The 13,856-nt window shown below is 57.3% G+C and carries 11 protein-coding genes; 7 read left to right on the top strand and 4 right to left on the bottom strand.

Annotation, left to right across the window (positions count from 1 at the left end):
* The first annotated feature begins 2 nt into the window (after nt 1–2).
* From C3E99_RS15640 to C3E99_RS20360, 5 genes are all read left to right on the top strand, one after another.
* The gene (locus tag C3E99_RS15640) at nt 3–1,841 is read left to right on the top strand and encodes a hypothetical protein (RefSeq protein WP_104960081.1); all 1,839 of its coding nucleotides are present in this window, start codon (nt 3–5) and stop codon (nt 1,839–1,841) included.
* A gap of 1 nt (nt 1,842) precedes the next feature.
* The gene (locus C3E99_RS19885) at nt 1,843–2,619 is read left to right on the top strand and encodes an OmpA/MotB family protein (protein ID WP_013831710.1); all 777 of its coding nucleotides are present in this window, start codon (nt 1,843–1,845) and stop codon (nt 2,617–2,619) included.
* Nucleotides 2,619–4,025, top strand: coding sequence for an EH signature domain-containing protein (locus tag C3E99_RS15635; protein WP_104960080.1), 1,407 nt, complete (start codon nt 2,619–2,621; stop codon nt 4,023–4,025). The genes C3E99_RS19885 and C3E99_RS15635 overlap by 1 nt, the downstream gene beginning before the upstream one ends.
* Before the next feature lie 673 nt (nt 4,026–4,698).
* A protein-coding gene (locus tag C3E99_RS15625) for an IS3 family transposase (RefSeq protein WP_104960063.1) occupies nt 4,699–5,870 on the top strand; the annotation gives its coding sequence in 2 pieces (ribosomal slippage) (nt 4,699–4,963 and nt 4,963–5,870; 1,173 coding nt in all).
* A 30-nt stretch (nt 5,871–5,900) separates the two neighbouring features.
* Entirely contained in the window at nt 5,901–6,227 is a 327-nt protein-coding gene (locus tag C3E99_RS20360; RefSeq protein WP_442800482.1) for an Arm DNA-binding domain-containing protein, read from the top strand.
* Between the two features lie 124 nt (nt 6,228–6,351).
* On the opposite strand, the gene pcaF is transcribed toward C3E99_RS20360, so the two are convergent.
* Genes pcaF through C3E99_RS15610 form a run of 3 tightly spaced genes read right to left on the bottom strand, consistent with a single transcriptional unit; the run spans nt 6,352 to nt 8,945 of the window.
* A complete protein-coding gene (pcaF, locus tag C3E99_RS15620; RefSeq protein WP_104960078.1) occupies nt 6,352–7,563 on the bottom strand; it encodes a 3-oxoadipyl-CoA thiolase in 1,212 nt (403 codons plus the stop codon).
* Between the two features lie 36 nt (nt 7,564–7,599).
* Nucleotides 7,600–8,241: a 3-oxoacid CoA-transferase subunit B gene (locus C3E99_RS15615; protein ID WP_104960411.1), complete on the bottom strand. Its 642-nt coding sequence runs from the start codon at nt 8,239–8,241 to the stop codon at nt 7,600–7,602.
* 14 nt (nt 8,242–8,255) lie between these two features.
* Nucleotides 8,256–8,945: a 3-oxoacid CoA-transferase subunit A gene (locus C3E99_RS15610; RefSeq protein WP_104960077.1), complete on the bottom strand. Its 690-nt coding sequence runs from the start codon at nt 8,943–8,945 to the stop codon at nt 8,256–8,258.
* A 101-nt stretch (nt 8,946–9,046) separates the two neighbouring features.
* Here C3E99_RS15610 and C3E99_RS15605 point away from each other — a divergent pair, with 101 nt between their 5' ends.
* Nucleotides 9,047–9,817: an IclR family transcriptional regulator domain-containing protein gene (locus C3E99_RS15605; protein WP_104960076.1), complete on the top strand. Its 771-nt coding sequence runs from the start codon at nt 9,047–9,049 to the stop codon at nt 9,815–9,817.
* Between the two features lie 427 nt (nt 9,818–10,244).
* On the top strand, nt 10,245–12,854 hold the full coding sequence (locus C3E99_RS15600) for a TonB-dependent receptor (RefSeq protein ID WP_104960075.1): 2,610 nt from the start codon (nt 10,245–10,247) through the stop codon (nt 12,852–12,854).
* 76 nt (nt 12,855–12,930) lie between these two features.
* On the opposite strand, the gene C3E99_RS15595 is transcribed toward C3E99_RS15600, so the two are convergent.
* Nucleotides 12,931–13,851 (bottom strand): LysR family transcriptional regulator, encoded by a 921-nt coding sequence (locus C3E99_RS15595; RefSeq protein ID WP_104960074.1) that lies wholly within the window; start codon nt 13,849–13,851, stop codon nt 12,931–12,933.
* Nucleotides 13,852–13,856: the final 5 nt, after the last annotated feature.

The following is a 13,856-nucleotide window of genomic DNA, read 5'->3' as shown; positions in this document are numbered from 1 at the left end:
GAATGGATGGCTTGCTTGAAAACGTCTTGGCTGGTGTTGGGGCACCTATTCACTGGGCCAGTCAGGCGCTTCTATTCTTTCTGCGCTATGACGCCAGCGTTTTCGTTTTGTGTGCCTTGGGGGCCTTCTGGTGCTGGCGTTTCATCAACCGCAATAAAAAATTGCATTATGACGAGGCAATGGCTGCGCTGCAGAGCCGGGAGGAGGCCTTATCGAAGATAAGCACCGCACAGGATCCTGTTGAGGCCCAAGTCTGGTTTTCAGAAGATTTCGACAGCATCGCTGAGGTCATGGCGCGACCAGATCGACGGGAACTGGCGCTCGCATGGGAGCAATTCCGTGAAACATTCATCGACGAGAGCGAACCGACCATTCGGACGACGGCCAGAGCAGAGTCCTATTTTCTGCATCTCGCGGATGACACACGGGTGCTCGCTTGGGGAGCTAATATCGCCGTTGCCATAGGGCTAACAGCCACTTTCTTGGGTCTAATCGCCGCCCTCACCTCGGCGATGGGGACACTTTCAGGTGCTACGAACGGCACCGAGACGACCCAAGCTCTTCAAGGCCTCCTACAGATAACTGCTGCCAAATTTTGGACTTCGGTTACCGGCATTATCTGTTCAATCGTTTTGAGGCGGACTGACCGGAGTTGGCACGAGAAGCTTCAGCATCGTCTTGAAAATATTTGCCAACTGCTGGACAGGGCGACCCTGTATACACCGCCGCAACGGATCGCAGTTGATCAGCTCCGTGAAATGAAGCGCCAAACTGAAGCGTTCCAGGTTCTGGGTACAGATCTGGCCACAGCTATCGATAATGCGCTGAACAATCGCATGTCACCAGTCGTGCAAGTCCTCGGTGACATCAGCACCAACATCGAGCAGTTTCGCAGCGGTGGGTTTGATCGCATCAGTCAGGACCTGGGATCAGCTCTGCGCGAGCACGCTGGACAAGAGATGCAGGCGTTGGCGCAATCGCTGACGGGCATGACAAGCAAGTTTGAGACGCTGTCGAGCGGGCTTGCCAGTGTGCCACAGTCTCTGGAAACAAGCCTTCGTGACATTCGTCAGTCGTTCGAGACAGAACAGGAGGAAACGCGCCGTCGCCAGCGCGAGGCAGGCGAGCAAATGGCTGGTCAGCTGGAGCAGGTTGCCGCAAAACTGGAAGGCGTCACGGGTCAGTTCTCCGAAGATCTGGCGGGAAAGCTCAAAAATACCATCGAGACAGCAGCCGATACCAGTGGCGCAGCTCTTTCAGGCGCATTTGCGAAGTTCGGGGAGCAAATGTCGCAGTCCGCAGATGAACTGGTTAATCGCTTGGCCCTTCTTGCAAACAACGCAGGGCCCCTCAGCGAAGCCATGGCGCGCGCAGCGGATTCCACAAATCAGCAGGCACAAAGACTGGAGATTGCCGGACGATCTACTGAAGAGGCCGGGACCAAACTGTCAGCGGCAATAACTGAGCTGAACGCAGCTCTGGCACCAGTGGCCTCGGCAACCCGCTCTGTCAGCGAAGCCGCTACCTCGATTTCTTCGGCTTTGAAATCGCACGAGTCCGCTACTGAAGAGCTCACTGGTCAGTTGATCGCTACAGCGAGTTCCGCGGAGAAGGCTTGGGAAAACTACGAAGGCCGTTTTGCCGGCGTCGACGATGCGTTGGGCAAGACGCTCGATGGACTGGTGTCTGCAACTGCCGAACATGCCACAGCCGTCAACCAACAAATCGGTGAGCTAGATAGCGAGCTGGCGAAGGCAGTAAGTAATCTCAGGGACGCACTTGAGCCGCTCGAGGAGCTTGCCGACGAAATTTCAGCCCTCCTTGAAAAGCTGAAGTCCTGACATGAGCGACACTTCGTTCCGACGCAGGCAAGGAGAGCCAGAAGAAGAGAGCTACTTCATCTCCATGTCCGACATGTTGGTAGGCCTCCTTTTTGTATTCATAATTTTGCTTGTTTATTTTGCAGTTACATTCAAGCAAAAAGAAGATTACTTAGTTGGTGCTGGAGAAGCCCGACGACGGCTATTGGAGCAGCTTGAAAAGGACATCGAGCAAAAGCTTCCAGGCGTGGATATATCGATTAATACAGAGACAGGCATTCTAAGACTGCCTGAAGAGGTACTTTTCAATTCTAACGAGTTTGAGCTTAGTGACCGCGGACGCGAGGCAGTTAGCCTCGTGGCGCAAGTACTCGCCATGCGCTTACCTTGCTACACAAGATCCACAAACTCAGCGCTGATTCGGTGTAACGGCCGAGAAGAAGAGCACAAGATCGATACACTTCTTGTCGAAGGGCACACTGACCGCGACCCCATCCGGGGGGACACGACTGGACTGGGCAATCTCGATCTTTCTGCCCGACGAGCTACACGGACCTATCTTGCCCTGACCCAAGCCCAGCCCGGTTTGGCGATACTGACAAACGGCGATGATGTTTATCCCACGCCAGTTCTCGGCGTTGCAGGCTATGGTCCATATCGACCAGTTTTGGGAGCAGGGGGGCGACCTTTGCCGGAAACGGAGAAGGCACGTCATCGCCGCATTGACCTTCGCTTTATCATGGTAACGCCTAAGAGCGATGCTGCCCAGGAAGCTGCCCAAATGCTGAGGTCCAAATAATGGCTGGCTTGCTCGCTGTTAGTGCGAAAATCACTAGCGATTGGGCAATGCCCCGCCCGCCGCAGATCCGGGCTCTGGCAAAGCTGACACGTGAATGGGGCGCGATGGGCATTGACGAGCGCGTCGACGCAGAGCCATGGCATCAATTTGTTCTGCGGGTAAATCCGTACAAGCCGTCCGAACTGGCTCGAAGAGATCTCAGGCGCTTGGCCAGCGAAATTTGGGACCACCCAGACTTAGAAGACTGTGTTCCCGACCTTCTTAGACACTGTTCTGCAATCGCGAAACGGACACTGGATCGACGGCTTGCCCGCGCATATTGGAATCGATTCAAAGTCGGCGTTCCATTATTTGTAGAACTCGGATTGTACTGCAAAAGTCGGCAAAAGCAGTTGGGTTCTCCATGGAGCGAACTCTCACACACTATTCCAATTTGGGATTCCGAACTCGGTCCTGCTCGACTGGGCGACAGACTTTTGCGAGCCGAGGATCGCGAAGCATTCCTGGCAATGGCAAATCTACGCGTCCAAGACCTCAGCGGCGGCTTTGTCGACGCCGCGTTCGGTGCCCTCCTAAAGTCTCTCGCTGCAAAGCAGAATGTCCCACAGTCGCGGTCGGTCGGTCAGGTCGAGGGAGAGGGCATTCTGAGCCTGGGTGCATCACTCGGTGAAAGCACGATCAAGGCGAATGCCGAGTTACTCGCATATGTTCTGCTAAAGCCCTGGATAGCGATGGATCCCGACGATGCCTATCGGGACAAAGTCATGGCGCTACTCCTGGACAGGCTTGGCGACCCCCGGACGTCCCAAAACAATTGGGATACCTTGGCTGAAAGGCTGTCACGCATCCAAGGCCTTCGTGATGCGGCCGAAGTTCTAAGGGTGCTGCATCAGTGGATCACCGAGAAAACAGTCCGACTCTTTTTTGATCTCATTGCTCGGACGACGGATCGCCCCGATCAGTGGAAAGAGAGGCGCGCATTCTGGGAGGCTTATCTCGACAATAAGTTTGTCGAACGTGCCTGGTTCGCTCTCGGCCAAGATGCGCGAGGTCTGGCCCAGATCGCAAAGTCATCGCATGGACTGCTATTCGGTCGGGTAGGCGGCAGCGGTGCAGCATCCAGCCAGTCCGTTCTGCTCATGAAAATCGGCGACCTTATTGTTGCCGAATGGAGCGACAACGGCCGCGCGCGCTTCTGGGTCGATGCGGCAGAGAACTCGAGATTTTTGCCAAAATTCAACAGCAAATACTATGAAGGCCAGACGCTGCGTTCGATGAGTGGTGGAACGGGGTTTGAAGCGATCGCTCACCAAGGCAAATGGTACAGAAAGTTTGCAGATCACATCGCGACCACAACACGCATACCTTACAAAGGACCAAGGCCAGTATCGCTATGGGGATGGTAGGATTTTCGTCGAAGGCGGTTCCTGAAGGCGAACTGCTCACACTGATCGGCCATACTGGCGAAACTGTGCCATTCGACGATTGGACACTCAAAGCACCAGCGCATTCGCGCGGCATCGCTGCTGACTTGCTCGATCGTTGGGCCAATGATGCTCGCGGCGTTGACGGGGCGCCTTTGATCACCCCAACAGATGATGGCTCTGTGCTCCTCCACGGTTCCGTTGTTGCGGCATTTTCGGAGCAGGAAGCAGCAGCTCTCGCACTCCCACCTGCAATTCGCATTCAGTTGGAGATCGAAACATCAGGCGTGTTTGGTCGTCCAGGATTCCGACTGGAAACACGATGGGTTCGACCAGGTGGTCTGGCTGCCCGCGTAACTCCGGTTGCTGGTCGCCTGCGCTTCAATGCCCAGGATTGGCGGTCACCCGTAATGCTTCGGCGCATGAAGAGCGAAGTCCTTGACGGTCTGCCCCAGAAGCGGATCGTCAAGCATCAGATCTATATGCCGCCCGCCCAGGCGGACCGCTACTCTCGCGCAATCGAACAAGCGGTAGCACTGCGCGGAAGTGGTCAACGGGGCTTGATGCTCAAGGTGTTACACGAACTGCGGAGTGACCTGCCCCCTGCTGAGTGGCCCAGAGACTATGATAGTCAGGACCACGAAAGGGACGATGAATGCCAAGCAAGAAGCACAAGCCGGAAGAGATTATCGGCAAGCTGCGTGAAGTTGAGATTGTGCTGGCGCAGGGTGCATCGACAGCAGAAGCCTGCCGGCGGATTGCGGTCAGCGAGCAGACCTATTATCGCTGGCGCAAGGAATATGGCGGCCTGAAGACCGATCAGGCGCGCCGTATGAAGGACTTGGAGAAAGAGAATCAGCGGCTTCGCCGGGCGATCTCCGATCTGACATTGGACAAGTTGATCCTTCAGGAAGCTGCACGGGGAAACTTCTGAGCCCCGCGCGGCGACGGCGCTGCATCGATCATGTGCGACGAGAGCTTCCGGTGTCCGAGCGACGGATCTGCCGGGTGCTGGGTCAGCATCGATCGACGCAGCGCAAAGTGCCACGCGGGGCGGATGACGAACAGGCGCTGACCCAGGACATCATCGCGTTGGCGAAGCAATATGGTCGCTACGGCTATCGCCGGGTAACGGCGTTGCTGTGCCATGCGGGATGGACGGTGAACCATAAACGGGTCGAGCGGATCTGGCGACGTGAGGGGCTCAAGGTCCCGCAGCGCCAACCAAAGCGTGGCAGGCTGTGGCTCAATGACGGATCATGCATCCGCCTGCGCCCGGAGTATCCGGGGCATGTATGGGCCTACGACTTCGTCGAGGGTCGTACGCATGATGGCCGCAAGTTCCGCATCCTGACAATCATCGACGAGGCCAGCCGAGAATGCCTGGCGCTCATCGTGGCACGTCAGCTGCGTCATGAGGATGTGCTGGCCGCCTTGGCGGAGTTGTTCATCATGCGTGGCCCGCCCGCGCACATACGCTCGGACAACGGCGCCGAATTTATCGCCAATGCCGTCCAGAAATGGCTCGGCCAGATCGGTGTGAAGACGCTCTACATCGCACCGGGATCACCATGGGAGAATGGCTATAATGAAAGCTTCAACGGGTCGCTTCGCGACGAACTGCTCAATGGCGAGATCTTTTACAGCCTTGCCGAGGCAAAAGTGCTCATCGAAGCATGGCGGCGTCATTACAACACCGTCCGTCCACACAGCAGTCTGGGCTACCGGCCACCGGCGCCAGAAACGGCTTCACCGCCATATCCGGCCTCCGGTTCCGCTTCGCTCCACCTCCACCCGGATATGGCGGCGGTGAACATAATCCACTAACACAACAACCGGTCCACTCGGTGGGGGCAGATCATTGGGGGGCGCTGTTCCGATGGCAACGGATTGATTCTCAACGTCGGCCCCACTGCCAACAAGAATTGGGTCTTGCGAGTGCAGATCAACGGCCGGCGCGGGGATATAGGCCTTGGCAGCGTGGAGAATGTCTCACTGCGCGAGGCGCGTGAAGCGGTGGCCGAAAACGCAAGGTGGCGCGCACGGGCGTCGATCCGCTCGAGGCGCGCAACAATGCCAAGTCCGAGCGGGTCGTCCCAACGTTCGAGGAAGCATCAAAGCGGGTGCACGCCGAACACAAAGGGAGCCGCGCAAGGTCCAGCTTTATCACATGGCGGGATATGAACAGCGCATAATGAGATAGGTGACCGGCACAAACCGTTACAAGTCCACGCGGCCTCCCTCTCCGTCGTGGTGGTCGCCGATGTCGTAGCTTACGAATATGCCGACACTATCCCAGCTGCGGATATCATACTCGTTGAACGGCAAGTGATAGACCCATCCCAACCCCGACGCATAAGGTCGCGAGGCCCAGCCGCCCACCGGTGCGCTCGAGCTGGCGGACCAGTGTCATTGCTATTCTGGCCCCTGACATTCCCAACGGATGGCCAAGGGCGATGGCGCCCCCATTGGCGTTCACATGAGGGGCATCGTCTGGAATCCCCAGACCGCGAAGAACGGCCAGTGACTGACTGGCGAATGCTTCATTGAGTTCGATGGCGTCAAAATCCTCAATCTTCAGCCCCAGTCGTGCCAGTAGCTTTTCAGTGGCGGGGATTGGACCGACGCCCATGATCCGCGGCTCCACCCCAGCGGAAGCCAGACCCAGGATCCTGGCACGAGGCGTCAGACCCTGTGCCCTTGCCGCCGCTTCGCTCGCGATGAACATCGCCGCTGCGCCGTCATTGATACCGGAAGCATTGCCAGCGGTTACACTGCCTGCTTCCCCGAACAGAGGCTTCAACTTCTGAAGATGCTCTAACGTGGCACCGGCGCGGATGTGCTCATCGGCGCTGAATTGCCTTTCTTCGGTGGATTTTGCTTTGGCCGGGAGTCTGACCGGCACAATCTCCTTGGCGAGAAAGCCCGATGCGTCGGCCGCAGCGGCACGCTGCTGGCTACGCAGTGCGAATGCATCCTGATCCTCTCGGCTGATGCCATATTGGGCTGCCACGTTATCGGCGGTGCGCGGCATCGAATCGGTGCCATAGAGCGCATCGAGGGCAGGATTGACGAAGCGCCACCCCATTGTCGTGTCTTCGATCACCTGGCTGCGTGCAAAGGATGTCGATGCCTTACCCATGACATAAGGCGCGCGCGTCATGCTCTCTACACCCCCAGCGAGCGCGAGCGCCATTTCCCCTGAGCGGATCGAGCGCGCAGCAGCACCGACCGCTTCCAACCCGGAAGCGCATAGGCGATTTAGCGTCACACCCGGCACCGTTGGCGGTAGCCCTGCGAGCAGGAGGCTCATGCGGGCGACGTTCCGATTGTCCTCACCCGCCTGATTGGCGCAGCCGCAAAAGAATTCCTCGACAGCGGCCGGATCGAGGTCAGGATTGCGCTTCAGGAGCGCCTCTATCGGGACTGCCCCCAGATCGTCGGCGCGCATTTCGGCGAGGCTACCGCCAAACCGGCCAATCGGAGTGCGTATGGCGTCACAGATGAATGCTTCCGTCATCAGGCTTCCTTGTCCATTCTGTCTGGTGCCCGTGCGTTATGCCGCGCTGTCGATAGCGACGCCGGTCAGCCTGCGAAGTTCATCGATAGCCAGTCCGTCGACCATTTCGACGACCCGGGCACCAAATGGGCCAACATCGATAACCGCCAGATCAGAGTAGATCCGGGATACACATCCCAGACCCGTCAGCGGATATGTGCATAGGTCGACCAATTTGCTTTCACCCTGCTTGGTGAGCAGGTCCATCATGACGAAGGTCTGTTTTGCACCAATTGCGAGGTCCATGGCACCGCCGACAGCGGGAATGGCGCCAGCTTCACCAGTGTGCCAATTCGCAAGATCGCCCTTTACCGAAACCTGGAAAGCGCCAAGCACGCAGATGTCGATATGGCCCCCGCGCATCATGGCAAAGCTGTCAGCATGATGAAAAAAGCATCCGCCCGCCAGTAGCGTTACGGCCTGTTTCCCGGCATTTATCAGCTCCCAGTCTTCATCGCCCGGCGCGGGTGCTGGCCCCATCCCGAGAAGGCCATTCTCGCTTTGAAGAAAGATGTCCCGATCTGTCGGCAGATAATTGGCGACCTTAGTCGGTAAGCCGATGCCCAAATTGACATAGGCTCCTTCGGGAATATCCTGGGCGACGCGGGCCGCTATCTGGTCGCGGCTGAGGCGTTTCATGCGGCTCATCGCGTTCATGCCGCGGCGGCCAGAGTGGTGGCGGATGCTATTTCAACCAGCCGTTGAACAAAGATGCCGGGCGTAACGATTGCTTCCGGGTCAAGTGTGCCGAGCGGTACTACCTGTGACACCTGAGCGATGGTGCAGTTGGCGGCCATCGCCATGATCGGGCCGAAATTGCGGGCGGTCTTGCGGTAAACCAGATTACCCCAGCGGTCCCCCTTATGCGCCTTAATCAGGGCAAAATCAGCGCGGATAGGAAGCTCAAGCACATAGTGTTTACCGCCGATTTCCCGGGTTTCCTTTCCTGCGGAAAGTTCAGTTCCAAAGCCTGTCGGCGTGAAGATCGCGCCAAGGCCTGCACCAGCGGCATGAATGCGCGCCGCAAGATTTCCTTGCGGCACGAGTTCCAGCTCAATTTCACCGGCGCGGTACCGCGCATCGAAATGGTGCGAATCTGACTGTCTGGGAAAGGAGCAGATGATTTTGCGGACGCGGCCTGCTTTTACAAGCGCGGCAAGACCGCCTTCGCCGTTTCCTGCATTATTGCTGATAATTGTGAGATCACCGACCTGCCGAGCGATGAGCGCTTCAATCAGTTCGTCAGGCATGCCGGCTGTTCCGAACCCACCAACCATCACTGACGCGCCATGGGGGATGTCCGCAATGGCTGCTTTGGCCGATCCGACTTCTTTATCGATCATCGCGCGTCTCCGTTGACGTATTGACGCAATCGAAATTTCACGACTTGGAGTCAACCGATTATCGATCTACTATCCGATAATCGGTTATAAAAAGGTATGCTATGATTGAACCCGAAAAACTTGAGCGCCCGGATGACCCGGAGTTTATGACGTCTCTGGCACGGGGACTGGCGGTCATGCGTTGCGTGGCAGAGGCCGAACGACCGGTAACAATCGCCGAGGCAAGCCGCCGCACGGGGATCAGTCGTGCCGCGACGCGACGTTGCCTCTACACGTTGATCGTCCTGGGATATGTCGGTCAGGAAAAGCGCGGTTATTCCGTGCGCCGACAGGCATTGGCCCTGGGCCACCCCTATTTGTCGCTGACCGCGCTCGCTGCCCGCGCGCAGCCGATGCTCGATCAGCTTCGGGACGCGCTCGGAGAATCCTGTTCCCTTGGGGTGCTGGAGGACGACCACCTTTATTATGTGGCGCGGGCGGAGGCATCGCGGATCATGTCGGTCGGCCTCAAGGTGGGCAGTCGATTGCCGGCTTACCCGACGTCGATGGGGCGTATCCTCCTCGCCGGTCGCTCTGAAGAAGAGCAAAGGGCATATCTTGATCGGGTTGAGCTGATCGCGCAAACGCCGATGACGGTCGTAAATCGCGAGGCGCTGAGTTTCTCTATCCGAACCGCCGGAGCGCAAGGCTATACCATCGTCGATCAGGAGTTGGAGATCGGACTTCGCTCGGTGGCCGTATCGGTGACGGTTCGCGGAAAGGTCGTCGCCGCACTCAATGTCGGAACGGCGGCGGCCCGCATATCCCTTGCCGATATCCATGAGCGCATCTTGCCTGCGCTTCTCGATGCCGCCAGAAAAATGAGTGGATAAGGCTTCGGGCGCCCCGACCATAACAGGACTGCCTTTGGCGCGGATATTCTGTCGATCAGCATCGGCGATATCGGAAAACGCGGTGCAAATTCGGGTATCTGGTTATCATTGTCGACCAGATAAGGTATCGATGATGTCGATAGCTTCCATGATTAATATTGGTTGGACAGGAGGTTCGCGCCGTTCATAAGTAAAGCGATCGGCCGACTAGTTGGTCCTTTTTCAACGGATCCAGCAACTAGGCCTTCGGGGTAGTAAACTCAAGTCTAGACTTTCACTCGTCTTTGGAGTGATCGTCGCGATGTGTACTTTAATTATCGAATTCAGCCAGTAATGCACCGTTCCCGACAGAACGGCGTGCATCTTGCTGTGGACTCAAAAACAAGAGGAACGTGATCAGGCGCAATTAAAAGCGAAAGGGGAAACAATGTTGATCAAACACATATTGCTGAGAAGCGTGAGCATTTTTGGACTCGGGGTGATGGGAGCATCCGCGGCGCTGGCGCAGGAGGCCGGCGGCATTGATGAAATAGTCGTCACCGCCCAGAAGCGCGAACAGAGCGTACAGCAGGTACCTATCGCCATCTCCGCTTTCGGCGACAAGGCGCTTCAGGAGCGCGGGGTCAACAATGTCGGTCAGCTATCTGCAATCTCGCCCAACGTCACACTTGATTCCAGTGCCCCCTTCTCCGGTTCAACCGCTGTACTATCTGCCTTTATTCGCGGTATTGGCGCGGACGACTTTGCTTTTAATATCGACCCGGGAGTCGGCATTTATGTCGACGGCGTCTATCTCGCCCGTTCGGTGGGCGCAAATCAGGATCTCCTCGACGTCGAACGAATTGAGATATTGAAAGGGCCTCAGGGCACCCTGTTCGGCCGCAATACAATTGGCGGCGCGGTTTCAATCGTCACCCGCAACCCCGGCCGCGTCTTTGCTGCCCGCGGAGATGTGACCGTTGGCAGCTATCATCTGCTACAGGCACGGGGATCAGTCGATATCCCGCTTTCCGACTCGCTTTTCTCATCGGTGACGTTCGGGCTGAAATCACGCGATGGCTTTGTCCATCGTGTACCCTATCCCAGCGCACTGACAGGCAATACACCGCCCTATACGTCTTTTGCGGCGGCCGGGTACCATTCTCCGGATCGCGAGGGCGACGAAGATAATCGCAACGTCCGCATCAAGTTGAACTACGACAATGGCGGGCGGCTGACGGCGACCCTGTCGGGTGACTACACCTATAGCACTGGCGGGGCGCCGAATACGCTTCTTGGCACGGCAGAAAACCTTCCCGGACCTTTCGCGCCATCAAGTGGTGCCATCCCGGGTACTGCATTTGATCCGACGCAGCAAAACGGGTTCCTGTTTGCCGGTCTTTACAACTTCTGCATCTCCGCTACGTCCGCACAGATTGCTGGCCGGAATGCGCAGGCTCTCTGCGGCCGGACAGGCACCCAATATCCTTCGCTCAATTTCGGAAGCTCGACGCCGGTAAACAACCTGCCCGGGTTCGGGGCTGCCAACTCGGGTAATCCGCTGGCGGCTCGCCTGCCGTATGACGCGCGCTTCATCACCAATGATATCGACAAGAGCTATGCCACGGGCAACAGCTTCTCGCGCCTCGAAAATTGGGGGCTGAACGCCACTGTCAATTATGAGTTCGGGGCGAACGCGTCACTCAAGTCAATCACGGCCTATCGCAAGCAAAAATGGTCGAGCGGCATTGATGCCGATGGATCACCCCTCAATATCCTTCAACTCAGTTTCCGGCAGAACCAGTGGCAATTCAGTCAAGAACTTCAGTTGGTTGGTACGGCTGTCGATGACAAGCTGAACTACGTTCTGGGCGGATATTATTTCAAGGAAAAGGGCGGTATCCACGATTTGGTCACCTTTGGCGAAGGGCTGCTGCAGGTGGACGGGCCAAACAAGCTCGAAACGGAAAACTATGCCGTGTTCGGCCAAATCGATTTCAAACCGGTGGAGTGGCTCGGCTTTACAGCGGGAGGGCGCTACACCCATGAATCAAAGCAGTTCGAAGCGGGCCAGCAGGATCTAAATGGCCTGTTGTATAAGGCGTTTAACTGCGTCGATGCACAGGGCAACATTACGCCAGGCGCTCAGGCTTCCTTCGCACCGCCGGGCGTTACCTGCCAGCAGGCGCTCCATTATCCGAATCCAAACAACCCGCTCCAAATGTATCCGGGTGGGGTTAACTATCTGACGTTCAACAACTTTTCCCCTAAACTGGGTGTCCAGATCCATCCTGAAGAAGCCATCATGCTCTATGGATCATGGTCCAAGGGGTACAAGACGGGGGGGTGGACAACGCGCTATACCGCCCCACAGACCACGGTGAGCAGCTTTAAGCCCGAAAAGGCCGAGACTTGGGAGGTGGGTGTCAAGTCAACCTTCCTCGATCGCCGATTGCAGATCAATGCGGCTGCCTTCAGCACGACGTTCAAGGATATCCAGCTCAATTTCCAGGTGGGCACATCGCCTACCATCGGCAATGCGGGCGATGCCAAGATACGCGGCTTCGAGATCGAAACGGTCTTGCGGCCGTTCCGCTCGCTGACTCTGACGGGATCGGTTGGCTACATCGATGCGCATTACACCTCTTTGACGCCGGCCGTTCTCGCCGTCAGCGGTGCAAATCCGTATCAGGAAGGCGCCGCGGTGGGCGGTGACTTACCAAAGACGCCGCATTTCAAGGCGAATTTCAGTCCCCGTTATGAACTCCTGTTGGCCAACGGCTCTCGGCTGGTTCTAACCGGCGACTATACTCACACGTCAACGCTGGGCAATGATGTCGCTTTGACCTACTTGTTGAGACGCCAAGCCCTCGACCAAATCAATGCAAGCGTGATGTACAGTCTCCCCGGCGACCGCATTACCCTCACGATCGGCGGCACGAACCTGACCAACCAACGGTATCTGGTGTCCGGGGCCAGCAACCTTGCGGCGGGTGTCGTCTACGGAACGTATAATCGCCCGGCCGAATGGTACGCCAGGTTAGCGTTTAAATACTGATCGGGTCGCGCAGCCGGACATCGTGCCAAACCCCAGGCGCGGTGTCCGGTTGTGTGTTTGCACAAAACCCGGACGGTCAGCCAGCGACGACATCGGCGGCAACAGCCGCGAGGCGCTCTCGAAGCCAGCGATGACCGGCATCGCTCGTGTGGCGGGAATGCCAGTACATCGTCTCCAAAATTTCGGGCAACGGGTATGGCGGCTCTATTGTTTGTATCTTCGCCAAGCCCGGAAAAAGCTGGGCGACCCGTTCAAGAGCGAGTGCCATAAGCTGAGTCCCCTGGATCAGCATCGGGACCAGCAGAAAACTTTCCACAGTCACTTCGATCCTGCGCCGCACGCCGATCTGCAGCAGATATTGGTCGGCCAGGCTCAATTGTCGGTCGGCACCGATGCCATAGACCGCATGAGGGGCGTCCAGGAACTGAGCCTTGGAAATGCGCTTCTGTGCTGCCAGCGGATTCCCTGCCGCGACCGCGCAGAGCCAACGGTCCTTCATCAGTGGTTGCGAAGGAAAGTCAGTCTCGCCGAAGAGAACATCAGGTTCGATCACGATATCGGCTTGGTTGGCTCTCAACATTCCGGGCGCATCGCGCGATCGCGGCAAGAGATGGATCGTGATGTTCGGCGCCTCTTCCGAGAGCGCTCGCACCAAGGGCGAAAGCAGCACGAGAATAGCATAATCGGAAGCGGCAATCGAAAAGGATCGCGCATCGGATTTGGGATCAAACTCCCGATTGAGCAGTAACGTATGTTCTATCGCCGCCAAGGCCTCGCGTAGCGGGATGATCAGCGCCTCGGCATTCTGTGTGAGGATCAGACCGCGCCCCACCCTTACCAACAGAGGATCGTTAAACAGATCCCGCAATCGTGCGAGGGCGGCGCTCATCGCTGACTGGCTCAACCCGATTCGCTCGCCGGCGCGACTGACGTTCTGCTCGGCAAGCAGGGCATCGAGGATCACCAGCAAGTTAAGGTCTACATTGCGCAGGTTCATTCCCA

It is taken from the genome of Sphingopyxis sp. MG (assembly GCF_002953155.1).
Lineage (GTDB): Bacteria > Pseudomonadota > Alphaproteobacteria > Sphingomonadales > Sphingomonadaceae > Sphingopyxis > Sphingopyxis granuli.
Note: the sequence above shows the minus strand (reverse complement) of the source record. Positions and strands in the feature narration are given on the sequence as shown.

Coding starts and splice junctions, on each gene's coding strand:
- C3E99_RS15610 (WP_104960077.1), bottom strand. CDS start 8,945: ATGATCGATAAAGAAGTCGGATCGGCCAAAGCAGCCATTGCGGACATC.
- C3E99_RS19885 (WP_013831710.1), top strand. CDS start 1,843: ATGAGCGACACTTCGTTCCGACGCAGGCAAGGAGAGCCAGAAGAAGAG.
- C3E99_RS15600 (WP_104960075.1), top strand. CDS start 10,245: ATGTTGATCAAACACATATTGCTGAGAAGCGTGAGCATTTTTGGACTC.
- C3E99_RS15615 (WP_104960411.1), bottom strand. CDS start 8,241: ATGAAACGCCTCAGCCGCGACCAGATAGCGGCCCGCGTCGCCCAGGAT.
- pcaF (WP_104960078.1), bottom strand. CDS start 7,563: ATGACGGAAGCATTCATCTGTGACGCCATACGCACTCCGATTGGCCGG.
- C3E99_RS15595 (WP_104960074.1), bottom strand. CDS start 13,851: ATGAACCTGCGCAATGTAGACCTTAACTTGCTGGTGATCCTCGATGCC.
- C3E99_RS15635 (WP_104960080.1), top strand. CDS start 2,619: ATGGCTGGCTTGCTCGCTGTTAGTGCGAAAATCACTAGCGATTGGGCA.
- C3E99_RS15605 (WP_104960076.1), top strand. CDS start 9,047: ATGATTGAACCCGAAAAACTTGAGCGCCCGGATGACCCGGAGTTTATG.
- C3E99_RS15640 (WP_104960081.1), top strand. CDS start 3: ATGGATGGCTTGCTTGAAAACGTCTTGGCTGGTGTTGGGGCACCTATT.